We start from the raw sequence: 23470 nt of genomic DNA, 5'->3' as shown, positions 1-23470 counted from the left end.
GGTGAGAGGGTATCGACCGCTGTTGTTCGCGTTCGACGCTGATCGATACAGCTCGCAGACGACGACTGTCGGTGGCTGACATGTTTCTTGGCTCCGATAGGTAATCCGGATAACTCGTCCATTGGATGTTTGCGCTGCAACTGCAACGCTCCGGGACCGAGCGACCGCTCGAGTCGCCACCTGCGTCTGCGTCCGGTGGGCCTTTGCCCGACGCCCTCGACAGTCCGCCCATGAGCGAAGGTCCCGAAACCGTTGTTCGCGACTACTACGACGCGCTCCGGAACGGCGACCCCCTCGAGCCGTTCTTCCGCGCGGACGAGTCGACGGTAAAGTTCGGCATCAGCGAGGCGCTGTTCGGCTACGACGAGGTGAGCGACGCCCTGCGGGAACAGACCGAGACGACGGCGGAGTGGTCGGTCGAGAGCCAGAATCTCGTCGTGACGGACCGAGACGAAGTCGCCACGTTCGCCGACGAGGTGACGATGGCCTGGACGGACACCGAAAGCGGTGAGCGACGCCGTTTCGACACGCGCTGGAGCGGGGCGCTCGTCCGGGCTGCGGAAGCGTCGGAGGCGGATCAGACGGACGATCACGAGTGGCTGTTCACGACGATGCACGTCAGCACGCCGGACGACCTATGAGCCGCGGCCCGGGGCGTGACTCGAGTGGCGACGGCGGACGCGGGTCCGGTCGTGGCCCGGACGGACGCGGTCCCGCCCGTTCGAGTGCACTCACGACCCCCTCCGACCGACTCAAAGGGGTGTTCGTCCTGCTCGTCGGCCTCTCCGGTGGCACGATGGCGCTGCAGGGCGGGGCCTCGTTGGCCGTCGTCGGTCTGACGACGATCGGCGGCATCGCCGCCGGCGGCGCGTTGCTCTGGTACCTGCTGTGGATCCTCGAGTGACGCGATCGCTCGCATAGCAACTGTACAACGCTCGTAATCAGGTCGTCACAAGGGAAACGAGCGACCGACGGTCGAACCCGAGGCCGAACCGATTCAGCTAGCGATCGATGCGCTGGAGCCAGAGCGTCGGATCGTCGAGTTCGTCCTGCGTCGGCAGCATCTCGGGGCCTTCCCAGACGAGCGTCGCCGTCTCGAGGCCGTGGCCCGTGACGACCGTCTCGAAGAAGTTCTTCCCGCGTTCGTACTGTCGCTCCTTGAGTCCGAGCCCGAGCAGTCGGCGGAACAGCTTCTGGATCGGGCCGCGGCCCTGTCGTCGAGCGTCGAGTTTCCGGCGCAGATCCTCGTACTCGTCGTCGAAGGCGTGATCCATCAGGAGTTCCGCGTAGCCCTCGACGACGGTCATCGCGGCGTCGAGGTCGCGGAACGCGTTCCGGTCGAACGAGCCGTCAGAGAGGGCCGCGATGCCGTCTTCCATGCGCGTCTCGAGGTGGTCCGATAGCCACGGTGCGGCGCCGAACTCCGCGGCGTGGGTGACCTCGTGGAAGGCGATCCAGCGGCGGAACCGGTCGGCGTCGACGTCGAGTTTCTCGGCGGCGTTGAGAATGTTCGGTCGGACGAAGTACAGCGCGTGGCTCTCCTCGGGGTTCTCCGCGAGGAGGAGCGGATCGTACTGGCCGAGGACGTTCCGACCGAGGAACGCGAGCAGGACGGTCATCGTGCCCGTGTTGACGGTCCGGGCGACGCCGGGGAAGGCACCGGTCTGGAACTGGCTCTCGAGGGTCCCCATGACGCGCTCGAAGGTCGCGATGTTGGCGTCGATCCAGTGGTGGCGGTTCTGGATTTCGACGGTGTCGGGGACGTCGAACTCGACGTCCGCCACCGTTCGAACGGCCTCCCGCGCGTCGCGAACGTCACGCGCGTAGGCCTCGCGCTCGCCCGGCTCGAGCTCGAGCGAGCCGGGATCGGTCACCGCCTTCGCGGCGTCAGCGGCCGACTCCCAGTCGATCACGTCGTCACCGGACGCCCCGGCAACGGCCCGGGCGCTACGATAGAGATTCACGACAGTCGGTACGGGAAGCACGCGCAAAAGCGTTCGGCCGAATCGGCTGACGCGAGCGGTCGGTCGCGTTAGTTGACGATGACGTCCGGCTGCTCCTCCTCCTCGAGTTCGGACTCGTCGTCGTCGCCGCGGAACTTCTTGGCGGCGACGCCGGCGGCGACCAACAGGACGAGCGCGACAACCGCGCCGATGGCCTTGCCGCCGGAGCCGTCCTCCTCGGCGTCGTCCTCGGTCTCCGTTTCGGTTTCGTACTCCGGTGTCTCCGTCGACTCCTCGGTGGAGCCGAACGGCAGTGCGGTGTCGAGCGCACCCAGGCCGAACTGGGTGTCGCCGTCAAGATGCAACTCGATGAGGGTGAATTTCGTGTCGCCCATACGCCGTGGTTCAACGAGTGGACACTTATACTGTTTGCCGGACGTCACAGATCGGACCCGTTGCACCGCCGAACCGCGTACATCGGTATCGTTCATCACGGAGCGTCCACCCCTCCGGATCGGAAAACGAGCGGCTAGTCCCCCCTGAAATGGGATTCGATGGAGTCAGGACCGGTACGATTAAGTGTCCGTCACCTGCGCTCTTTCGTATGAGTGGACGACCGCTGGATGTCCTCGAGGCGTCGCTCGGCGAACGTGTCACGGTACGACTCAAGAGTGGCGACGAGTACGACGGCGACCTCGCTGGCTACGATCAGCACATGAATCTCGTGCTCGAGGACGCGACGATCCCCCTCGAGGGCGAAGTCGACGCAGAGACGCCGGCCGAAGACACAACCATTATACGCGGCGATAACGTCGTTTCGATCACTCCATGACTGGCGCAGGAACCCCGAGCCAAGGAAAGAAGAACAAGACGACACACACGAAGTGCCGTCGGTGCGGAGAGAAGTCTTACCACACCAAGAAGAAAGAGTGCTCGTCGTGCGGCTTCGGCAAATCCGCCAAACGCCGCGGCTACGAGTGGCAGAAGAAGACCGGCGACAACTAACTGCTGACGATTCTGCCGTCTTCGCTTCTGTTTCCACTGCCCTCCAGTCCCGACTTCGGAATTCCGGGGTCGGTGGTGTCCGACTCCCGTGCTCGGCGTACTCGAGCACCGAGTGCAACGGCAGTCACGGGAGTTATCGTAACAACTGAACGATTTACACACTGATCGCACAGCCGTCGTGCGATCAGGTGTGCATTGACTTTCAGTGGCTACTATAGCCGGCCGCGAACACGGCGTCGGCGCGTATCGCCTTTCAGTGGCTACAAGTCCCGGGCCGCGAACACTCTTCTATGGAGACGACGGACGCGTTTACCGGCCTCGCATGCGTCGACTGCGGGGCTTCCCACGACGCTGCGGAGGAGCACCACACCTGTCCGGACTGCGGCGGGTTGCTCGACGCGACCTACGACTACGACGCGATCGAACTGGATCGCGAGACGCTCGCCGGCCGGCCGTTCGACTCGCTGTGGCGCTACGAGGAACTGCTGCCGTTCACGCGCGAGTCCGCGGTGACGACGAACGAGGGCGGGACGGCGCTGGTCGACTGTCCCGCCCTGGCCGACGAGTTGGGCGTCGAGCGGCTACTGATCAAGGACGACGGGCGGAATCCGACGGGGGCGACGAGGGATCGCGGCCAGTCGGTCGCCCTGACGGCCGCCAGCCAGCACGGCGCGAGCGACGTCGCGCTCGCCACGACGGGCAACGGCGGACAGGCCGCCGCCGCGTACGCCGGCCGAGCGGGACTCGACTCCCACTCCTACGTTCCTTCTCGCTCGAGTTTCTCGAACAAGGCGATGATCAACGTCCACGGCGGCGACATGAACGTCGTCGGCGGCCGGTACGACGACGCCGTCGGCGCGTTCGAGGAGGGGCTAGCCGAGCACGACGACTGGTACTCCGTCCACTCCTTCGTCACGCCGTATCGCCACGAAGGGGCCAAGACGACGCTGTACGAAATCGTCGAGGGACTCGAGTGGGAGGTCCCCGACGTGGTCGCGTATCCGACCGGCGTCGGCGTCGGCCTCGTCGGCGCGTACAAGGCCGCGACGGAGCTTCGGGAGCTCGGATTGGTCGACGATCTCCCCGGACTGTACGCCGCGCAGGCCGCCGGCTGCGCCCCCATCGTCGACGCGTTCGAGACCGACCGCGACGAACACGAGCCGGTCGAAACGCCGGACACGATCTGCGGGGAGATCGAGATCGCGGATCCGCCGGCGAGTGCACAAGTTCTCGAGGCGCTGCACGAGACCGACGGCGGCGCGGTCGCCACCGAGGACCCGGATATCCTCGAGGCCGCGGTGCAGGTGGCTCAGCACGAGGGCCTCGAGATGGCCCCGAGTCCGGCCGCGGCGGCCAGCGGCGTCTGGGAACTCGCCGAGCGGGGCGAATTCGACGGGAGCGAAACGGTCGTCGTCGTCAACACCGCCTCGGGGAACAAGGAGGGCGACGTGCTGCGCAGTCACCTGATGAGTCAGGGCGTGTAGCTGACGTCGCGGGGCGTTCGAGGGGCCGTCCGGCTACGGTTCGCTGCTCTCCGAAACTCGATTCGATAGGAGTGCGGTTTCGGTATTCCGAATTATCCGTGAAACTCGCGGTATGTACAGGTGAAAGCGTTACCAGTAGGGCTACCAATCTATCTGCTAGCTGCTAAGAGTCGCGTGCTGAATACAGAGAATAGATGCAGCACCATTGCGGGTTGGATCGGTGCGCTATCTGCGGACAAGGCGGATCCATCACGACATCGCTTCAACGATGTCGCGGACCTCATCGAGGGTGAACGCTCGGAGCGTTTCGGTCGTCACGTTGCCGCTTTCCGCAAGCATGAGCGCTCCTTGTGCTGCCGTCGTGTCGTCCGGGAAATCAGCAATGACGACGCCGTCATATCGACCCATCGTGACGAAAAATTCCTTCCACGTCCCACCCAGTGATTCGAACATCTCTTTCGCGTGTTCCGTCCGCTCGGGGCTGTCTCGCACGTTTTCGACGCCTTGCTGAGTGAAAGACGTCAAGAACACGTAAGTTGGCATTACGGATGTGCATACTCTGAACAGAACGATATAGTTGTGCCCCGGTATCGACCTCTCCGAAGGTGTGTTGACACACACGCGCCCTGTATCTTACACGTCTTGCTCGACCCATGTCTCAAGTGTCACAAGCGGCGTGCAACATCCAGAGCATCAGTGCAGCACGTCGATTTCATTTGTTTCACGCCGGAAGCAGTGAACCATCTGCACAGTACACCTGCATATCGAGCGGATGAGGGCGGATCACTGAACGAAGGGATGGACGTCACTCGACCTCGCCACGGAACACTCGCTCGGTGATCGGTTCGCCGAACCGATCCGTCGTTCGCTCCTCGGTCTCCGTATATCCGTGCTTTCGATAAAACGAGAGCCCGATCTCGTTCTCGTCGAGGACGGAAAACTGAATCAATTCAACGCCTTGTTGACGACAGTGCTCCTCGAACGTCTGCAGCAGTTCGGTTCCGATCCCGTCGTTCCAGACGTCAGGATCGACGTAGAGCGCCCCGAGTCGCGCCACGGTCTCGTCGGTACTTGGTCCGCCACTGAGGTAACCGACGATGTCTTCGCCACGTTCTGCAACGAAGGACGCGACATCCTCACGCTCTATTAGTTGGAGCGTTGCGTCCCCTTCGTGTAATTCCGATATCGTCTGATCGATTGTCTCCGTCGAAAGGATTTCGCTATACGCCGAGTTCCACGAACGCTCCGTGACTCGCAAGATCCCCGCGATATCGTCAGAATCTGCGTCGCGGATTAACGTTGAGCCCATGATATACTGTAAACGTTCTCTCGAATTAATTCCGGGGGACGATATCTACACCACCTGTATTGACCGATCACTACCGTCGAAAATTGAACCGAACCTCGTGCGACATTCGCGCTGTGTATTCAGCACGACGACTAAAACACATCATCTATGGAATGTTTCGATACAGCCAATATTTTGAAAATACGTCCTGCCGATACCGGTCTGCTGAAGGTATCCTTTGAGGAGTCCGGACTGAGCCGTCACACTTCATAGGTTAGAGCCGCAAAAATATCGCCATATTGTTGCACATTAACTAGTTTCAGTGGCGGGGTAGTGATCGTGCGTGGCAATAGTGGCGCACCCGAAGCGAGCATAACGGGGGCAACGGTGAGGATAATCTCGTCGAGTAAACCGTGGTCGTGGAATTGTCCTACAAGGTCACCGCCACCGACAAGCCAGACGTTCTTGCCGCCTGCGGCCTCTACCATGTCCGCATGGATTGGCGCAACGTCTCCCCGCACGAAGCGGATGTCCGCACCATCAACCGCCGGTAACTCCCGACTGCTAAACACCCAGGCCGGAACCTCATACGGCCACTTTTCCGGCTCCTCCAGTAGGTTTTCATGCTCGATGAGCCACTCGTAGGTCGTCGAGCCCATGGCCAAGGCACCAACCTGATCTATGAACGGCGGGTAGTCGTCCTGTACACCCTCGATCTCCTCGATATCTCCGAACTGGAAGAGCCAGTCGAGCGAGTGATCTTCATCGGCGAGATACCCGTTGATGCTCGTTGCCGTGTAGTATTGGGTCTTCATCGTTTCAACCGGGGTTTAGGAAGCGTTCTACCGGCATAAAGACTGACCATCAGCAACCTGCCACGCACCACCGTATACTCGTCGCTCCTACATAGGGGGTGCGTATCTTGCCCGAACTCCATTTCGGATCCCCCGCTGACTACGTCCGTACTGAGAGATCACCATCTTCGCAACTCGAGTCGAACCTCGTGCTACATTCGGATCTACAGTCGCCGAACCGAGTGTTTTATTTCCGATCTAATTTCAAATACCGAAACCGCATTACCGACTACTGGTACTCACCGGACGTCAGCGAGGACTGAATCGGCCGGTCCGGTAGTCGTCGCCGGTGTCGTCGTCGGCGTTCCGGTCCCCGCTCTCGTCGATATTGTCATAGATGTCGACGTGGTGGACCGCGCTCGGCGAGAGGAGTCGGCCGCCCTCGAGTTCGAGCCAGCCGTTCCCGTGGACGACGATCGGTCCCTCGTAGAGTAGCTCCGCATCCCCGCCGGCCTCGTCGTAGATGACGACGTCTCGATAGGCGCGCGTGAGCGGGTTCATGTCGCCGCTGAAGATCGATTCGGTGGAGGCTACCGGAAACATCGTTAGTGGGGGATGACAGCCGTCCAACTGATAAGTGTACCGCGATCGACAGTCGCGAGGTCAGCGTCGCCGTCAGTCGTCGTCGTTCTCGGCCGTCGCGCCCTCGTTGGAACCCGTCTTCGACTCCTCGAGCGAGCCGGCTTTCGCCTCGTCGACGACGTCGATCGAGACGCCGGCCTCCATCCCGCGGTTCCGGTTCGCGTCGCCGAACCCGGCGCTCAGCACGCGGGTGAGGGCGTCCTCGACGTCCTCGTCGAGTTCGGTGATCCGGTCGGATTCGACCTCGACGACGAATCCGGTGGTGATGTTCGGTGAGGTCGGCAGGAAGAGCACTTCTCGTCCGTCGTCGGTGACTTTGCCCGTCTTGAACGCCGTCATCCGCAGCCCGTTCCAGGTCTCGAGTTTGACGGGTTTCTGGAGGGTCTCTTGCTCGCCGAAGGCCGTTTCGGCGGCCATCTTCGAGGCGTTGTAGACGACTCGCATGACTGGAACGCGATTCGCGACGTTGTCGACGACGCGTTCGACGAGGCCGCCGACGGTCGTCCGCATGAGGTAGCCGACGGAGAAGGTGAGAATGGTGAAGACGGTCAGTGCGACGATGACGCGGAGAAACTGCGCGAGCTGTTCGCGAGTCTGCTCGGCCTGCGTGCCGTCCCCCGGGATCAGCGGCTCGAGGGCGTCCGGCTCGAGGATGAGGCCGGGAGTGAGGCCGGCGACGAGCCCGTAGAGCCAGTAGATAACGTAGAGGGTGACGAGAATCGGGCCGAGGACGATCAGCCCGCTCGCGAAATCTCGCTTCCACGAAGCCATGTACACCAACTCACACTAGGGGATTATGAGCCCTTCCCTTTAGCGCCCGAGAATGGCGCGGAGGGCGAACCAGAGGTTTTCCTTGCGTTCGGTGACGCGACGATACATGTACGACTTCCACCGGTCGCCGTAGGGGACGTACTGATAGACCGGATACTCCGCGGCGAGTTCGTGCTGGGCGTCGTTTCGGACGCCCATGAGCATCTGAATCTCGAACTCGGTGCCGTGCTCCTCGTGGAGGTGGATCGCGCGTTCGATCATCGCCGGATCGTGACTGCCGACCGCGATGCCGCCGTCGTAGTGTTCGAACGCGTACTCGAGTAGCGCCTCGTACTCGTAGTTGACTCGCTCGGAGCTCGTGTACGCGATATCGTTGGGTTCGTCGTACGCTCCCTTGACGAACCGGACCTTCCCGGGGACGTCCGCGAGCCGTTCGACGTCCGCGCGGGTCCGTTTCAGGTTCGCCTGCACGCAGACGCCGACCCGATACCGGTCGTCGGTCCCGTACTCGCGAGCGAGGTCCTCGAACGCGTTCAGGGTCACGTCGGTCGTCGTGTGGTCTTCCATGTCGATCCAGACGAAGACGCCGTGGTCGGCCGCCGCCGCGACGACGCCCTCGAGTTCCTCGCGGAAGACGTCCTCGCCGAGGTCGAGACCCAGTTGCGACGGTTTGACCGAGATCGTGCCCTCGAGGTTCGAGTTTGCGATGTCGCCGGCCAGCGCACGGTACTCCGCGGCGTCGGAGCGAACGGGCGGGCGTTCGTCGTAGTGTTCGCCGAGCAGGTTGACGATCGCTCGAACGTTGCTGTCGTTGAGTCGCCGGACGTGATCGAGCGCCTCTGCCGGGGACTCCCCCGCGACGAAGCGGTTCGCGATCGGCGGAATCATGTTCGGTAGTTGGACTGCCAGTCCTAAGGGAGTTTGTGTACGAAACGATTCGTCGCGCCGATAGCAGTCGGCGACCGACCCCCGCAACCGCTCCGAACCCACCGATCAGTGTCGGATGAGCGCTCGATTCGCGCTACAGCCAGAGGTTGAGCGCGACGATCAGGAACTGGGCGGCCAGTACCGTGGCGAGGACGGCTACCGCGGTGATCTCGATGAGAATCCCGAGTCCCTCGAATTCGTCGGTCCGTTCGAGGGTTCGCTCGAGCCACCGGAAGCCGACGTACAGCCCGAGCAACGCGACCGGAAACGCCACGAGCACTGCTATCGCCGGGGCGTGTTCGGGACCGTACTGGTAGTGGGTACCGACGGTCCAGCGAATGCGTATCGTTTCCGCGAGAGCGCCGTAGGAGACGATGCTCACGACGGCGCTCGCGAACACGACGAGAAGGCCGCCGATCGACGTCGGGCGAACTCGTGCCATCGGGCGGGTGGTGTGCTGTGATCCCATCACGGTTGTCCACTCTCCCCCGACGGGCAAAACGGCTCGAGCACGACTTCAGCTCGTGTAACCGTGGTAATCTCTTTACATCCGTTCTCTGAAGATATGGCTACCGTGAGTGAGGAGAGCGAGATCGAGCGTATCGCGACCGTGCTGGAAGACTCGACAGCGCGGACGATCCTCACCGAAACGAGTCAGGAACCCATGTCTGCGAACACACTGAGCGAGCGCTGTGACGTCTCCAAACCGACGGTGTACCGGCGGCTCGAGGAGCTCCGGGAGTGCGGGCTGCTCGTCGAGCGAACGAAACTCGACACGGACCGCGGCCACCACCGATCGGTGTACGCGACGAATCTCGATCGGATCACCGTCGAGCTTCGAGACGGCGAACTCCGGCTCCAGATCGACCGCCGCGAAGACATCGCCGATCGATTCACGCGACTGATCGAGGGGATCTGAGATGCGGTCGCAACTACTGCAGCTCTGGGAACCCGAAGTGCCGCCGGACTGGGTCGTCAGTTTTCAGTTCTCGACCCAGGTACTCAGCGTCGTCCTCGGCCTGTTCATCGCGTATCAGGCGTATCGCGGCTACCGACGAAACGACAGTCGTCCGATGCTGTTCATCGCCGTCGGGTTCCTCCTCGTGCTGGCGGTTCCGTTCATCGTCTTTCTGGTGTACGCCGCGGTGCCGACGATCCCGGTCACGGCCGTCGTGATCGTCAGCCAGCTCTGCCAGGTTTCGGGACTGGCGGCGATCCTCTACGCCCTGTGGATGCCGCGGCGATCGGCCGAACCGACTCGCGTTTGATTCCCGTCGAACCCGCTCTTCTCGAGCGGATCGTCGACTCGAGGACGCTCGTTAATTTCATCGCTTTCGGGACCTCGTTCGACGGTCGACCTCGTTCCTCGGGAGATGTGTATTCAAAATCTGTATATGCTCTGTATGGATACTGTGGACAAGTTATTAATATCTGTTTCACCTGGGATCACGTATGACGGCAGGACCGCCGATCGACGACGTACACTTCGATGACGCACCGAACGTCGACTCCGTCCCGGGACCGAACACGCGAGCGCTGCTCGAGAAGCAGGAGGAGATCGACAGTAGCGCGGTCGCGTACCCCAACGACATTCCGATCGCCTTCGAGGAAGGCAAGGGTGCGACGGTTCGCGACGCCGACGGCAACACCTACATCGACATGTTCGCCGGGATCGGCGTGCTCAACGTCGGTCACTCGAACCCTTACGTCCTGGAGGCCGTCCACGAGCAGGCCGACAAGTTCGTCCACACGGTCGACTTCCCGACGGAAGCGCGACTCGAGTTGATCGAGAAGCTCGACGAGATCGCACCCGCCGGCCTGCAGGGGAACAACCGGGTCGTATTCGGCGGTCCGACCGGCAGCGACGCGATCGAAGCGTCGATCAAGTTGGCGAAATACAACACGGGCGGCGACGGCCTCATCGCGTTCCGCGGCGCCTACCACGGCGCGACGACGGGCGCGATGAGCGTCACCTCGAACAAGAAGTTCAAGGGCCACTACACGCCGCTGCTCTCCGATGTCGTCCACGCGCCGTACCCGTACCCGTTCCGCCAGGACAAGTCGCCGCAGGAAGCGGTCGATCACGCCTTAGAGGAGGTTCAGTCCATCGTCGAGGATCCCTACGGCGGACTCGCGAATCCGGCCGGAATCATCGTCGAACCGATCCAGGGCGAGGGCGGCATCGTCACGCCGCCGGAGGGATTCCTGCAGGGCGTGCGCGACATCGCCACCGACAACGACATCACGCTCGTCTTCGACGAGATCCAGAGCGGCCTCGGCCGCACCGGCGAGTGGTGGGCCAGCGACTGGGAGGGCGTCACGCCCGACGTGATGACCTCCGCGAAGGCGCTGGGCGGCGTGGGCTTCCCGCTCTCCGCGACGATGTACAAGGAGGAACTCGACACGTGGGGGTCGGGCGATCACGCCGGCACCTACCGCGGCCACGTCGTCGGCATGCGCGCCGGCACCCGCGCCATCGAGTACATTCAGGAACACGACCTGCTCGCCCACGCCCGCGACCTCGGCGGCTATATTCAGGGCCGCTTGCAGGAGGCCGCCGACGAGACCGAGCGCCTCGCCGAAATCCGCGGCAAGGGGCTGTTCATCGGCGCCGAGTTCGTCGATAGCGACGGCAAGCCGGACGGCGACCTCGTGGACGACATTCAGCAGTACTGCTTCGAACACGGCGTCCTCGTCTGGACGGCCGGCCGCCACGGCAACATCCTGCGATTCCTCCCGCCGCTCGTGCTCACCCACGATCTGGCGGAGACGGCACTGGACGTCGTCGTCGACGGAATCGAGCACGCGGTCGACGACGCGTAACGACCGACCAGCACACGCAACATCGATTCTGTAGACGATTTCGACCGAACCCATGTCCGACACTGATCCCATCGAAACCGACGGCGCACCGAGCAACGACAACCCCTACTCGCAGGGCGTCCGGGCCGGCGATACGCTCTACGTCTCCGGCTACGGCCCCGTCGATCCCGAGACCGACGAGGTCGTCGAGGGCGACATTCAGGAGCAGACCGACCGCGTGCTTGAAAACATCGCAGCGGTCGTCGACGAGGCCGGCGGCGACGGCCTCGACGACGTCGTCAAAGTCACCGTCTACCTGACCGACCTCGAGGACTACGACGCGGTCAACGAGGCCTACGGCGCGAAGTTCGGCGAGGAACCGCCGGCACGCGTCTGCGTGGAGGTCTCGCGCCTGCCGGAGGACGTGCGCGTCGAACTGGACGCGACCGCCTACCTCGGCTAGGACCACCTGCACACTATTCCTGTCCGAACCGCGTGCGCGTCGCGACGAGTCGGAGGAAGTCCGGGACGAACAGGTAGTCCCACGCGCCGCCGAAGATGGCCTTTCCCATCGCGACGAACGGGAAGACGAAGTTCAACCACGTGAGCGCGAACATGAGGATCACGACGGCGAGCACTGGAAGGGAGACGAGGGTTTCGATCGATCCGGGCAGAGCGACTCGGTCGACCAGTGCCGACAGGCCGAACAATCCGAGCAACGCCGCCGCGATCGATCCCGTGACGAGCAGTTGCCAGTTGAAGGCGTTTCGCGCGTTGGCTCGAGTGAACTCGTGACTCGAGAACCGGTACACCAGTCCGGCGACGATAACGCCCCACAGCGGAACGATCGGGAAGAAGTGGACGAAGATGCCGAGAAGCGATCGCTCGGCTAAGAGTGTCGGGCCGGGTGGCGTCGACTGTTCGGACGGAGACGGTTCGTTCGACGGCGAGTCGGTCGGTGACGTGTTCGTGGACATCGTATCGGTGTAATCTACTGCCGCGTTCTCGTGTGTGGTACCCTCAGTTCGTCACTTCGGCGCGAACCGCTGGGCAGTCGAGACGGGGCCGCCGCGACCGCCATCGCGAATCCGTCGAGCGATCCGTTCCGCGACGAGGAGGACCAGACAGACGACGAAGAGGTTGCCGGTGGCCCCACCATCGCGGAAGTCGCCGATACCGGCGCGTCGATTCCGAACACGGCCGTGACGATTCCGGTACAGAACAGCACGAGGCTGAGCTGGAAGCCCGCGAGCACCAGCGTTCTGATCCCGGCCGAGTTCCGAAGCCGCAGGAAGTCACGCAGCGACAGCGTATCGAGCGGCGAATCGTACGCGAGCGCCCGCTGGCCCTCGGGAGAGAGCGGCCAGTTCGACTCCGGATGGTTGACGTAGTAGAGCGTGATCGTCTCGGGGTAGGTTTCGGCGGCCACGATGTCGATCTCGCGGAGTTCGTTGAGCCGGTTTCGCACCGCCCCCTTGCTCACCGTCGGCCCCACCAGCGCCTGCAGTTGCTGGATGGAGAAGAACGGGCTTCGGCCTCGAGCATCACCTCGACGACGTGGCGCTGCGTGAGTTTCTTTTCGAGCGTGGGATCGATGCGGTCTTCGATCCACGCGGGGAGGGTCGTCATCACTATCTCAGCAGTCGGAGGGGGATAAATTAAACCCCGGGGCGGATTTGGTGGACGCCAAACGCAAATTGGGACCCGCGAAACGACTTCAAGGAGTCCTCGGCGAGGGGTATCGGGACCGTCCCGTCGAGCGCTACGATTCGGCTCCGAGTATCGATCACGATTAAGTAGCTCCCCCGCCTACAACCGGCAAGAATGGCCTACGACGTACGAAACAGACTGGCCGATCTCCGGCGGGAGTTCCATCGCTATCCCGAACCCGGCTGGCGCGAGTTCCGGACGACCGGGCGAATCGTCCAGGAACTCGAGCGGATCGGCGTCGACGAGATCGCGATCGGCCGGGACTGTCTCGCGAGCGACGCGCGGATGGCCGTCCCCGACGACGAGGCGATCGAACCCTGGCTCGAGCGCGCCCGGGACGCCGGGGTTCGCGAGGACGTCCTGGAACGGACGGCCGACGGACACACCGGTGTCGTCGCCGTCCTCGAGCGCGGCGAGGGGCCGTCGGTCGGCCTGCGCGTCGACATGGACGCCACCGCGATCGGCGAATCCGACGAACCCGGCCATCGCCCGGCCGACGAGAACTTTCGCTCGGAACACGACGGCTACATGCACGCCTGCGGCCACGATGCACACGTCGCGATGGGGCTCGGAACGCTCGAGGCGGTCAAGGCGAGCGAGTTTACGGGGACGTTTACGGTGTTCTTCCAGCCCGCCGAGGAGATCTCCGGCGGCGGAAAGGCGATGGCCGAAGGGGGCTATCTCGACGACGTCGACTACCTGTTCGCCGTCCATCTGGGGCTGGACAACCCGACGGGGACCGTCGTCGCCGGCGTCGAGAAGCCGCTGGCGATGGCCCACATCACGGTGACCTTCGAGGGCGCGAGCGCACACGCCGGGAAGGCACCGAACGAGGGGGCCAACGCGATGCAGGCGGTCGCGACCGCGATTCAGAACGGCTACGCGATCCCCCGCCACGACGAGGGCATGACGCGCGTGAACTTCGGCTGTATCGAGGGCGGCACCGCGAGCAACGTCATCGCCGAGGAGATCACCCTCGAGGGCGAGGTCCGCGGGGAGACCACGGCGCTGATGGAGTACACGCGAACGGAACTCGAGCGCGTCCTCTACGCCGCCGCGGAGATGCACGACTGTGACGTGACGCCGCGGATGATCAGCGAATCGCCGAGCGTCGACAGCGACCCCGCGCTTCGGGATCTCGTCGGCGACGTCGCGCGGACGACCAACGGGGTCCACGAGGTCCTCGAGACCGCCGAGTTGGGCGCGAGCGAGGACGCGACCTACCTGATGGAACGCGTCCAGGAGTCGGGCGGACTGGCGTCGTACGTCCTCGTCGGGACGGATCAGCCGACCAACCATCAGACGCCCACCTTCGACATCGACGAGGAGAGTCTCGGAATCGGCGTCTCGGTGCTGACCGACGCCGTCCTCGAGTGTGCGCGCCGACGACCCTGATCGTGGCTGTGCGGAGTGCGCCCCGCAGCTTTCGGCTGCGCGGTATGCGTCCCGTGGCTTTCGGCTGCGCGGTATGCGTCCCGTGGCTTTCGGCTGCGTAGTGTGCGCCCCGCGGTTCTCGGTTGCACGAATGGACGTCGTGTGCGCCGCAGCATCTGACTGCGAAGGTGGCTCGTCCGATACACAGCATTCGTGTACCGCAATTTCGATTCTCGATCGGGTCACTATCGCCTAATTGTATTTCAAAACACATGTTTGATGAATCAGAAAAGTTAATTCGCGGGATACCCGTGTACCCTGTATGAGTCAGGATGACGTGCCGGCGTCACTAGAGACCGCAGCCGATGCCGACCGACCGCGCGGTATTCTCACGCCCTCCGATCGCGACTTCCTCCTCGGGCGAAAGACGGACTACACCGACCACTCGAAAAAACAGAAACGGAACCGGATTCGCCGCCGCGTCCGAAACGCCGTTCTCGATTTCAGCATTCTCTTCGAGTATATGGAAGAGCGGGACCGCAAGACCGTCTTCGATCCCGACGACGACGAACGTGACGCCTACACGCAGGGCATCACCGATATGCTCGCCTTTCTGCACCTCGGCACGATCGGCTATCACACGCCGTTCAAGGACATGCTTTCGGAGGGCGTCGGACAGGCCGAACAGCGGCTCGCCGGCTCGAACTACCGGATGGTCAACGTCGAGTTCAACGTGGAACCGGTCGGCCAGATCGACGTCGACGAAGTCATCGAAAAACTCGAGAACGAGGAGTTCGCCCAGCTTACCGACGAGGAACTCCGGGCGTTCGTCCGACTGTTGACCATGTCCGACGAGTTCTCGCCCGAGTCGGCACGCGAGGAGATCAAAGACCGGGTCGACGAGTACACCAATCAGGTCAGCGAAAGCGCCGCGGAACGCGAGCGGAAACTCGAGGACCTCACGAACTGACGGCCGTGTGACGGTCTAGGGTCTTCTCGAGGCCGGACCGTCGATACGTCTTCCCTTGCGTTACTATTGTTGCTGTACCGTCATTGCCGCCCGCTGGCTCGTTCTCGTCGTCCCGTCGGCCCGTTCTTGTCGTCCGCGGCGACTACAGTATGTGATTGTCATCCATTCCAACACTTTCACGCAACCGTGCGTATACTGCGCCACCCCTAACATTATTCTGTTGTGTTTTTAGGTGTTATGAAACAATTGTAGAATGAGTAGCTGATAGGCAGACGAACGGTCACTATAATATATCGTTGAGGCTCTGCATAACGGACGGTTCCAATAAACGTAATCTGTGTATGTTAGATACAAAAAGGAAATATTTATGCGAGATACTGACAATTGGTTCGGTATGCTATCGCGAAGCATGGGAGATGCGATACGGGGACGGTGTGTGCAAACGCTAACCGGTTGCCCGAGTGCGAGGGGTGGTGGAGCATGAGCAGCGACGAGAAGGGGGCGTTCGGTCGGTTCTCCGACGAACTGGATCCGATCGTGTTCCTGTTCGGTGCCGGAATCACGGTCGGCGTGATCGCGATGTTCTTCATCAGTCCGACGACCGTCGAGAACACGATCGCGACACTCAACGAGTCGATGCTCGAGTACCTGAACTGGGCACTGCTCGCAATCGTCTTTATGATCGTGCTCTTCCTCCTGTTCCTGATCCTCAGCCCGTGGGGGAAGATCAGATTCGGTGACGAACCGCCGGAGTACAGTTTCCTGTCGTTTTTCGCGATGCTGTACTCCGCAGGGTTCGCCGCAGGTGTGGTGTTCTGGGGGCCGACCGAGGCGCTGTTCTACTACGACGATCCATCGCCACTGTTCGACGTCGGTAGCCAGTCAGGTGAAGCGATGAGCATCGCCGTCCAACAGACGCTCTTCCATTGGGCGCTACCCCAGTTGGCCGTGTTCACGATCATGGGGATCGCGATCGGCTACTTCGCGTACAACTACGAGAACGTCCCGCTCCGGGTCTCGTCGGCGCTCACGCCGATCCTGGGGAAGGAGAACCTCGACGGACCGGCCGCGAAGGTCATCGACATCCTCGCCGTGTTCGCGACCATCGGCGGCGTCGCGACCTCGCTCGGATTCATCGGGAGCCAGTTCGTCAGCGGCCTCGATTACCAGTGGGGAATCGATCTGGGCAACACCGGAATCATCCTCGTGGTAACGATGATGACACTGCTGTTTACCATCTCGATGGTGCTCGGGGTCGACAAGGGGATCCGTCGACTCTCGAACTTCAACATGGTCCTCTTTTTCATCCTCCTGGTCGTGACCTTCATCGTCGGTCCGACGATCTTCCTGGTCCTGCTCGGAACGCAGGCTATCGGTGGGATGCTCACGGACTTCGTTTCGATGAGTCTCTTCACCGGGGCCGGTGTCGAGGGTGGCACCGAGTGGGCCAATACCTGGACCGTCTTCTACTGGGCGTGGGCGCTCTCGTGGTCTCCGTTCGCAGGACTGTTTATCGCACGAATCTCCCGCGGCCGAAGCGTCCGCGAGGTCGCGTTCACCGGCATCGTCGCGACCTCGGCGGCGACGATTCCGTGGTTCATCTCGCTCGGCGGAACGGCCGTCTGGATGCAACACAACAATGTCGCCGACTTCAGTGAGGTCATGGCGTTCGAACTCGGAGCCGAAACGACCGGTTTCATCATGTTCGACGCGTTCCCGCTCGGGACGGTGTTCATGATCGCGTTCATGCTGCTCGTCACGACGTTCTTCATTACGTCTGCGGACTCCTCGACGCTCGCCGTCTCGATGATGACGACCGGCGGCAAAGCGAAACCGTCGAACATCAATCGAATCTTTTGGGGTGTGGTCCTCGGTATGACCGCAGCGATCCTCATGATCCTCGGCGGCGTCGACGCCCTGCAGTCGGCGGCAATCATCACTGGCGGTCCGTTCGCGTTCGTCTGCTTCCTCGCCATGCTCGGGCTGATCAAACACTTCAGCTCGACGCACGGGCGCGTCCTCCTTCAGGACGAAACGAAGATTTACGGCTCGAGTGACGAAGCACCGACCGTCGGCGGGGCGGTCCAGCCCAGCGACGACGACGACTAAGACGCTGGGATCGATCCGAATATCCTCTTCTCGGTATTGTTCTCGTATCGTTGTACTCGAGAGTACGGTACCACGCTGCGAAGATGACAGCAACGCCGCCGACTATCGTGCCCATCTATAACAAGATTTAATGTATGACGTACACATTATCTGTGTATGGATAGGGACACAGCGGAACCGAACGTGGACGCCTTCCCCGGGCCCAACGCTCAGGAGTGGGTCGAGTTCCACGGCGCGAACGCGGCCCCGAGCGAGTACTCACACGAGTTCGTCTGGGACGTTACGCGCGAGGCCGACGGCCCGTTCGTGACCGACGTCGACGGCAACGTACTGCTGGACTTTACGTGTCACATCGGTGCGGCACCCCTCGGCTACAACAACCCGAAGGTCACCGACAAGCTTCGGGAGTTCGACCTCGTCGAACCGATGAAGATCGCCGGCCAGGATATGTACTTCGGCGCCGGCCCGACCCCCGAGGAGTCGGACGTACCGGGCTCGAGTCACCTGATGGACAAGCTGACCGAGGTCTCGAGTCAGTACGGCATGGACACCGTCTTCCTCTCGAACTCCGGTGCGGAGGCCATGGAGAACGCGATGAAGATCACCAACGACTACCGCGCGCCGTCGAAGTACGGCGTCGCCTTCGCGGGCAGCTTCCACGGCCGCACCTTCGGGACGCTCTCGATCACGAAGTCCAAGGAGGTCTACACGCGCCACTACCCCGAAATCAGCGGGATCGAGACGGTACCGTTCTGTGCGGATCGCGGCTGTGACGCCGCGAGTTGTGACTGCGGCTTCTTCACCGGCGCCGGCTCGCAGCTCCGGAACTCGCTGTCGCCCGAGGGCGGGCACATCAACCCCGACGAGATCGCGTTTCTCACCCTCGAGCCCATCCAGGGCGTCGGCGGCTACCGCTTCCCCAGCGAGGCGTTCATGCAGGAGGTCGCGGACGTCACCGCCGAGTACGACATCCCGCTGGTCGTCGACGAGATTCAGGCCGGCGTCGGCCGCACCGGCGAGATCTGGGCGTCCGATCACTACCCGATCGAACCCGACGTTATCGCCAGCGCGAAGGCCCTCCGCGTCGGCGCGACGATTTCCCGATCCGAGATCTTCCCCAGCGAGAAGAACCGGCTGGGGTCGACGTTCGGCGGCGGGGATCTCTTGGGCTCGATGATGGGCACGTTCACGCTCGAGGCGATCCAGGAACACGACCTGCTCGATAACGCCACGCGGCGCGGCGAGCAGGCGAAGGAACTGCTACGCGACGACTCGCCCGACTACGTCGAGGACGTCCGCGGCAAGGGCCTGATGCTCGCGGTCACCTTCGACACGCCCGAGCGGCGGGCCGCCGTGGTGAAGGAGTCGCTGAAACGCGGCATGCTCACCCTCGGCTGTGGCAAGCAGACGATCCGGCTGCTGCCGCCGCTGGACTCGAGCGAGCGCGAGATCGAACTGGGGATCGGGATCTTCCTCGAGGCGATCGAGGCGGTCGGTCCGAGCGCGAAGGCCGCGTAATCGGGTTTTGTATTCTCGAGTTGGTTTTGGTCCGCTGTTCGCCCAGTTCGGACTATCCTCGTGCGGTGGCGCGCGCTGGGCCGCGACGAGCGGTGCGAGGCCTGAACGTAGTGACGGCCTCGGAATAGCGAGGCGCGGTCCGAAGGCGTGCGAGGGGTGAGTGAAGGAGGGTGCGACTGAACGAATCGGCTGGGGAGGACGTGGGAATCCCCGTTGCCACGATTAGAGAGTGTTTGTTGGCAGTGGTGGCGGAAACAAGACAGAGTGTCCTGCTCACACTGGCAACTAGGGTTTCCACGTCCTCCCCAACCGATTCGCTCGTTCACAGGTTCACTCGCTCATCCCTCGCGGTATTCGAACCGCGCCTCGCTTTCGCTCGTCGCGGTTCAGCGCGCCAACAGTGTGCTCGGAGCGGTTACTCGAGCGAGCATTCGACCACCGAAACGCCATCGAGCGCAGATAACGCCTCGAGTACCCCATCCAGATGCTCCCGTCCGCTCCCCTCGAGCCCGACGGTCACCGGAATCCGATTCGGCTCGTCGACGGGACCCCGACGCGCGCGCTCGAGGACGTCCAGTTCGGCTCCCTCCGATTCGACGGTCTCCACCACGTCTCCCACCGTCGTCGGCCAGCCCGCGACGGCCAGTCTGGCGTCGGCGTAGCGCTCGAGTTCGTGCAGCCCCGTCCGGGTCAGTTCGGCGTGCTCGGTGAGGTTGACGTTCCCGCCGGAGACGACGACGCCGACGTGTTCTCCCTCGAGGTCCAGCCCGCTCTCGTCCGACAGCGCGGCGGCCAGCGGCGCAGCCCCGGCGCTCTCTACGACGGTCTTCGCGCGCTCGGCGAGCAGCGTCACCGCGGTCGCAATCTCGCGGTCGCTGACGCTCACCACGTCGTCGACGACCTCGCGAGCGTTCAGGAAGGTGGTCTCGAGCAGTCGCGTGTCCGCGATGCCCTCCGCGACGGTGTCGACGTCCTCGAGTTCCCGAATCTCGTCGGCCTCGAGCGATGGTTTCGCGTGATACGCTCCCGCCGGCTGGACGCCGATCACACGGATATCCGAGTCCTGAGCCTTCAGTACCGTTCCGATCCCCGAAATGAGTCCGCCGCCGCCGATCGCCACGAGGACCGTATCGAGTTCCGAATACTGCTCGAGCAACTCGAACCCGATCGTCCCCTGGCCGGCGATGATCGCCTCGTCGTCGAAGGGGTGGACGAACGTTTCGCCGGTCTCCTCGGCGCGCTCGAGGGCGTACTCGTAGGATCGCTCGTAGATGTCGCCCTCGACGACGACCTCGGCGCCGTAGCCCCGCGTGGCCTCGATCTTGGCGGCGGGCGTGACCTCGGGGACCACGATCGTCGTGTCGATATCGAGCAGTTGCCCGGCCAGCGCGACGCCCTGGGCGTGGTTGCCCGCGCTCGAGGAGATGACGCCCACCTCGCGTTCCGCCTCCGATAGCTGGGCCATCCGGTTGTACGCGCCGCGGATCTTGAACGAGCCCGTGCGCTGGACGTTCTCGAGCTTGAGCCCGACCGAGGCGGCACCGCTCAGTTCCGCGAAGGTCCGCGAGGTGTCCAGCGGCGTCCGGTGGACGACGTCGTCGATCCGTTCGCGCGCGTCCTCGACGTCCTCGAGGGTGACGAGGGCGTCCGTCCGGTGGTCCCTGCTCATTCGTCGGCCTCCGTCCGTTCGTCTTCGACGTCCGTCCGTTCGTCCTCGACGTGCGGAACCGGATGCCGGCGCTCGAGTTCCCGGATCGACTCGACGAGGACATCGACGCCGTGCTCGAGGCTATCCTCGTCCACGTCGAACGTCGGCGTGTGGTGGCTGGTGGGGTGGTCGGTACCGACGATCATGTACGTCGCCAGCCCGCCGTCCCGCTGGACGCGCTCCATCAGGAACGTGGCGTCCTCGCTCGCGCCGAAGTCGGCGGCCGGGAGGACGTGATCGACCCCGCGGACGCCGCTCGCGACTTCGCTGACGAGCGCCTGCAACTCGGGGTCGCTGTCGGCCCGTGGCGACTCGCTGACCACCTCGACGTCGGCCTGACAGCCGTGCATCGTCGCGGCGGATTTGACCGTCCGCTCGAGTTTCTCCTTCATGTACTCCATCAGTTCGGTGGTCTCGCCGCGCGCTTCGGCCTCCATGTGAGCCTCTTCGGCGATGACGTTGCTCGCGGAGCCGGCCTCGGCGTAGCCGATGTTCACGCGGGTCATCCCGTCGCTGTGGCGGGGGATGCCGTAGGCGTTCTCGATCGCCGCACCCATCGCGTGCATCGCGTTGTCGCCCTCGTTGGGCGCCTTGCCGGCGTGTGCGGAGGTGCCGTGAATCGTCGCGTCGACGTGGCACATCGCGAGGGGCTTTTCGATCCCTGCCACGACTTCTCCCGTCGGGTGATCGAGGCCGACGTGGACGGCGAGCAGGTAGTCCAGATCGGCGGCGAAGTCGCTCTTCGCCATCGGACAGCCGCCGCCGCTGGTCTCCTCGGCGGGCTGGAAGAAGACGACCAGCCGGCCCGAGAAGTCGCTCTCCTTGATCGCCTCGAGGACGGCCAGCCCCCAGGTCATGTGGACGTCGTGGCCGCAGGCGTGCATCGTCCCGTCGATCTCCGATCGAAAGCCCTCGGCGGCCGGATCGTGCCCCTTCTCGTCCGACTCCTCGATGAACAGCGCGTCGATGTCGACCCGCAGCCCGATGGCGGGGCCCTCACCGCGCTCGAGAACGGCGACCGCGCCGGTGTTGCCGCCGGCCATCCGTTCTAGGAGGTCGGGATCGGCGCCGCGCTCGCGCGCCCGTTTGTCCCACGACGCGAGTCGGTGGTCCTCGGGGACGGCCATCCGGTCCGCGGGATCGTAGGAGTCCGGGCCGACGGCCAACTCGTCGACGCCGATGGCTCGGATCTCCTCGACGATCCGCGCGGTCGTGTAGAACTCGCGCCACGCCGGCTCGGGGTGGCGGTGCAAACTGCGACGGAGGGACACGAGGCGGTCCCGTATCGGCTCGCTCATGCCAGTCACTGACGCGCCCCAGCGACTTAATTATACACAATCAGTGTTGACGCCGACTACACAAAAAAGATAAGAGAGACGATGACAACCGTAGGGTATAGCTGCGTTGCAACGGCGACAGGCCGCGGTAACGCGCACATTCATCACAATGAGCACGAATCCAGACGTCGTCGTTCTGCGAGAGGGAACGGAAGGGCTGTCGATGGAATCGTACGCAGACGCGCTGCGCGAACGGCTCCCGGATCACACCGTCGCGCTCGCGCGGACGCCGGAAGAGGAGCGCGAACTCGTCCCGCAGGCGCGGGTCGTGACCGGCATCACGATCGAGGAGGACCTCCTCGAGGCCGCCGACCGACTCGAACTGTTCGCGTGTACGTTCGCCGGCACCGATCACGTCCCGATGGACGCGCTGGCCGACCACGGCGTGGCCGTGACGAACGCGGGCGGCATCCACGCCCCCGGTATCGCCGAGCAGTCGATCGCCAACATGCTCGTCTTCGCGCGGAACCTCCACGAGGGCTGGCGGCGCAAGTCGAACGGCGAGTGGCGCCACTTCCAGTCCCACGAGTTCACGGACAGCACCGTCACGATCGTCGGCCTCGGCTCCATCGGCCAGGAGATCGTCCAGCGGCTCGAGGGTTTCGAGGTCGAGACGATCGGAATTCGCTACACGCCCTCGAAGGGCGGCCCGACCGACGAGGTCCTGAGCTTCGAGGAGGAAGACATTCACGAGGCCTTTTCGCGGAGCGAGTACGTCGTCCTCGCCTGTCCGCTCAACGATCTGACGCGCAACCTCGTCGACGAGGACGCGCTAGCGACGCTGCCGCCGAACGCCGTGGTCGTCAACGCGGCCCGGGGCGGCATCGTCGACACCGACGCGCTCGTCTCCGCCCTGCAGTTCAACGGCATCCGCGGCGCCGCACTCGACGTCACCGATCCCGAACCGCTCCCGAACGATCACGAGCTCTGGGATCTCGAGAACTGCCTCATCACGCCCCACACGGGCGGCCACACGCCGAAACACTGGGATCGGCTGTCCGACATCGTCGCGCACAACGTCGGCGTGCTCGACGAGGGCACGGGGAGTGACCTCGAGAACGCCGTCTATCGGCCGGAGTCGAACTGAC

General features: G+C 63.5%; 26 protein-coding genes and 1 pseudogene. 14 read left to right on the top strand and 13 right to left on the bottom strand.

What is annotated here, in order from left to right:
* Nucleotides 1–230: 230 nt before the first annotated feature.
* Both ACSFC7_RS21005 and ACSFC7_RS21000 read left to right on the top strand, forming a co-directional pair.
* Complete coding sequence (locus tag ACSFC7_RS21005; protein WP_436344755.1) at nucleotides 231–641, top strand: nuclear transport factor 2 family protein; 411 nt, start codon at nucleotides 231–233, stop codon at nucleotides 639–641.
* The gene (locus ACSFC7_RS21000) at nucleotides 638–904 is read left to right on the top strand and encodes a hypothetical protein (RefSeq protein ID WP_436344754.1); all 267 of its coding nucleotides are present in this window, start codon (nucleotides 638–640) and stop codon (nucleotides 902–904) included. Before ACSFC7_RS21005 ends, ACSFC7_RS21000 begins: the two co-directional genes overlap by 4 nt.
* A gap of 97 nt (nucleotides 905–1001) precedes the next feature.
* Here ACSFC7_RS21000 and ACSFC7_RS20995 read toward each other — a convergent pair whose 3' ends face one another.
* Together ACSFC7_RS20995 and ACSFC7_RS20990 are read right to left on the bottom strand one after the other, a co-directional pair.
* Entirely contained in the window at nucleotides 1002–1964 is a 963-nt protein-coding gene (locus tag ACSFC7_RS20995) for a zinc-dependent metalloprotease (protein WP_436344753.1), read from the bottom strand.
* Nucleotides 1965–2032: 68 nt separating this feature from the next.
* Nucleotides 2033–2338, bottom strand: coding sequence for a hypothetical protein (locus ACSFC7_RS20990; RefSeq protein WP_436344752.1), 306 nt, complete (start codon nucleotides 2336–2338; stop codon nucleotides 2033–2035).
* A 209-nt stretch (nucleotides 2339–2547) separates the two neighbouring features.
* On the opposite strand from ACSFC7_RS20990, the gene ACSFC7_RS20985 reads away from it, so the two are divergent.
* The 3 genes from ACSFC7_RS20985 (at nucleotide 2548) to ACSFC7_RS20975 (ending at nucleotide 4432) form a co-directional block, all read left to right on the top strand.
* Nucleotides 2548–2775 (top strand): LSM domain-containing protein, encoded by a 228-nt coding sequence (locus ACSFC7_RS20985; protein ID WP_436344751.1) that lies wholly within the window; start codon nucleotides 2548–2550, stop codon nucleotides 2773–2775.
* Nucleotides 2772–2948 (top strand): 50S ribosomal protein L37e, encoded by a 177-nt coding sequence (locus tag ACSFC7_RS20980; protein ID WP_436344750.1) that lies wholly within the window; start codon nucleotides 2772–2774, stop codon nucleotides 2946–2948. The genes ACSFC7_RS20985 and ACSFC7_RS20980 overlap by 4 nt, the downstream gene beginning before the upstream one ends.
* Nucleotides 2949–3238: 290 nt before the next feature.
* Nucleotides 3239–4432, top strand: a complete 1194-nt coding sequence (locus ACSFC7_RS20975; protein WP_436344749.1) for a threonine synthase — start codon at nucleotides 3239–3241, stop codon at nucleotides 4430–4432.
* Nucleotides 4433–4681: 249 nt separating this feature from the next.
* Here ACSFC7_RS20975 and ACSFC7_RS20970 read toward each other — a convergent pair whose 3' ends face one another.
* The 7 genes from ACSFC7_RS20970 to ACSFC7_RS20940 form a co-directional block, all read right to left on the bottom strand.
* The gene (locus ACSFC7_RS20970) at nucleotides 4682–4975 is read right to left on the bottom strand and encodes a GYD domain-containing protein (RefSeq protein WP_436344748.1); all 294 of its coding nucleotides are present in this window, start codon (nucleotides 4973–4975) and stop codon (nucleotides 4682–4684) included.
* Nucleotides 4976–5237: 262 nt separating this feature from the next.
* Nucleotides 5238–5741 carry an N-acetyltransferase family protein gene (locus ACSFC7_RS20965; protein WP_436344747.1) on the bottom strand — a complete coding sequence of 168 codons (504 nt, stop codon included), beginning with the start codon at nucleotides 5739–5741 and terminating at the stop codon, nucleotides 5238–5240.
* A gap of 239 nt (nucleotides 5742–5980) precedes the next feature.
* On the bottom strand, nucleotides 5981–6535 hold the full coding sequence (locus tag ACSFC7_RS20960; RefSeq protein ID WP_436344746.1) for a dihydrofolate reductase family protein: 555 nt from the start codon (nucleotides 6533–6535) through the stop codon (nucleotides 5981–5983).
* A 288-nt stretch (nucleotides 6536–6823) separates the two neighbouring features.
* Nucleotides 6824–7117: a hypothetical protein gene (locus ACSFC7_RS20955; RefSeq protein ID WP_436344745.1), complete on the bottom strand. Its 294-nt coding sequence runs from the start codon at nucleotides 7115–7117 to the stop codon at nucleotides 6824–6826.
* Nucleotides 7118–7189: 72 nt separating this feature from the next.
* A complete protein-coding gene (locus ACSFC7_RS20950) occupies nucleotides 7190–7927 on the bottom strand; it encodes a DUF502 domain-containing protein (protein ID WP_436344744.1) in 738 nt (245 codons plus the stop codon).
* A 39-nt stretch (nucleotides 7928–7966) separates the two neighbouring features.
* A complete protein-coding gene (locus ACSFC7_RS20945; RefSeq protein ID WP_436344743.1) occupies nucleotides 7967–8815 on the bottom strand; it encodes a proline dehydrogenase family protein in 849 nt (282 codons plus the stop codon).
* 133 nt (nucleotides 8816–8948) lie between these two features.
* A complete protein-coding gene (locus tag ACSFC7_RS20940; protein WP_436344742.1) occupies nucleotides 8949–9296 on the bottom strand; it encodes a hypothetical protein in 348 nt (115 codons plus the stop codon).
* Between the two features lie 132 nt (nucleotides 9297–9428).
* Between ACSFC7_RS20940 and ACSFC7_RS20935 the strand changes: the two genes are divergently transcribed.
* The 4 genes from ACSFC7_RS20935 to ACSFC7_RS20920 all read left to right on the top strand — a co-directional run bounded on the left by ACSFC7_RS20935 (nucleotide 9429) and on the right by ACSFC7_RS20920 (nucleotide 12119).
* Nucleotides 9429–9773, top strand: a complete 345-nt coding sequence (locus tag ACSFC7_RS20935) for a helix-turn-helix domain-containing protein (RefSeq protein WP_436347999.1) — start codon at nucleotides 9429–9431, stop codon at nucleotides 9771–9773.
* A gap of 1 nt (nucleotide 9774) precedes the next feature.
* Nucleotides 9775–10122: a DUF7521 family protein gene (locus tag ACSFC7_RS20930; protein WP_436344741.1), complete on the top strand. Its 348-nt coding sequence runs from the start codon at nucleotides 9775–9777 to the stop codon at nucleotides 10120–10122.
* A 184-nt stretch (nucleotides 10123–10306) separates the two neighbouring features.
* The gene (locus ACSFC7_RS20925) at nucleotides 10307–11677 is read left to right on the top strand and encodes an aspartate aminotransferase family protein (protein ID WP_436344740.1); all 1371 of its coding nucleotides are present in this window, start codon (nucleotides 10307–10309) and stop codon (nucleotides 11675–11677) included.
* Between the two features lie 52 nt (nucleotides 11678–11729).
* Entirely contained in the window at nucleotides 11730–12119 is a 390-nt protein-coding gene (locus tag ACSFC7_RS20920) for a Rid family detoxifying hydrolase (RefSeq protein ID WP_436344739.1), read from the top strand.
* A 13-nt stretch (nucleotides 12120–12132) separates the two neighbouring features.
* Here the strand turns inward: ACSFC7_RS20920 and ACSFC7_RS20915 are convergent, their stop codons facing one another.
* Both ACSFC7_RS20915 and ACSFC7_RS20910 read right to left on the bottom strand, forming a co-directional pair.
* Complete coding sequence (locus tag ACSFC7_RS20915) at nucleotides 12133–12633, bottom strand: DUF4870 domain-containing protein (protein WP_436344738.1); 501 nt, start codon at nucleotides 12631–12633, stop codon at nucleotides 12133–12135.
* A gap of 51 nt (nucleotides 12634–12684) precedes the next feature.
* A pseudogene (locus ACSFC7_RS20910) lies at nucleotides 12685–13285 on the bottom strand (hypothetical protein).
* A gap of 195 nt (nucleotides 13286–13480) precedes the next feature.
* Between ACSFC7_RS20910 and ACSFC7_RS20905 the strand changes: the two are divergent.
* The 4 genes from ACSFC7_RS20905 (at nucleotide 13481) to ACSFC7_RS20890 (ending at nucleotide 19337) form a co-directional block, all read left to right on the top strand.
* On the top strand, nucleotides 13481–14761 hold the full coding sequence (locus ACSFC7_RS20905) for an amidohydrolase (RefSeq protein WP_436344737.1): 1281 nt from the start codon (nucleotides 13481–13483) through the stop codon (nucleotides 14759–14761).
* Nucleotides 14762–15062: 301 nt separating this feature from the next.
* Nucleotides 15063–15710 carry a hypothetical protein gene (locus ACSFC7_RS20900; RefSeq protein ID WP_436344736.1) on the top strand — a complete coding sequence of 216 codons (648 nt, stop codon included), beginning with the start codon at nucleotides 15063–15065 and terminating at the stop codon, nucleotides 15708–15710.
* A 480-nt stretch (nucleotides 15711–16190) separates the two neighbouring features.
* Nucleotides 16191–17819: a BCCT family transporter gene (locus tag ACSFC7_RS20895; RefSeq protein ID WP_436344735.1), complete on the top strand. Its 1629-nt coding sequence runs from the start codon at nucleotides 16191–16193 to the stop codon at nucleotides 17817–17819.
* A gap of 156 nt (nucleotides 17820–17975) precedes the next feature.
* The gene (locus ACSFC7_RS20890; protein WP_436344734.1) at nucleotides 17976–19337 is read left to right on the top strand and encodes an aminotransferase class III-fold pyridoxal phosphate-dependent enzyme; all 1362 of its coding nucleotides are present in this window, start codon (nucleotides 17976–17978) and stop codon (nucleotides 19335–19337) included.
* A 415-nt stretch (nucleotides 19338–19752) separates the two neighbouring features.
* Here ACSFC7_RS20890 and ilvA read toward each other — a convergent pair whose 3' ends face one another.
* Complete coding sequence (gene ilvA / locus ACSFC7_RS20885; protein WP_436344733.1) at nucleotides 19753–21006, bottom strand: threonine ammonia-lyase; 1254 nt, start codon at nucleotides 21004–21006, stop codon at nucleotides 19753–19755.
* Entirely contained in the window at nucleotides 21003–22343 is a 1341-nt protein-coding gene (locus tag ACSFC7_RS20880) for an amidohydrolase (RefSeq protein ID WP_436344732.1), read from the bottom strand. Before ACSFC7_RS20880 ends, ilvA begins: the two co-directional genes overlap by 4 nt.
* Nucleotides 22344–22491: 148 nt before the next feature.
* On the opposite strand from ACSFC7_RS20880, the gene ACSFC7_RS20875 reads away from it, so the two are divergent.
* Nucleotides 22492–23469 carry an NAD(P)-dependent oxidoreductase gene (locus ACSFC7_RS20875; protein WP_436344731.1) on the top strand — a complete coding sequence of 326 codons (978 nt, stop codon included), beginning with the start codon at nucleotides 22492–22494 and terminating at the stop codon, nucleotides 23467–23469.
* The last annotated feature ends 1 nt before the right edge of the window (nucleotide 23470 follow it).

It is taken from the genome of Natronorubrum halobium (assembly GCF_051351675.1).
In the GTDB taxonomy this organism is placed as follows: Archaea; Halobacteriota; Halobacteria; order Halobacteriales; family Natrialbaceae; genus Natronorubrum.
This window is presented reverse-complemented; position numbering and strand designations above follow the sequence as displayed.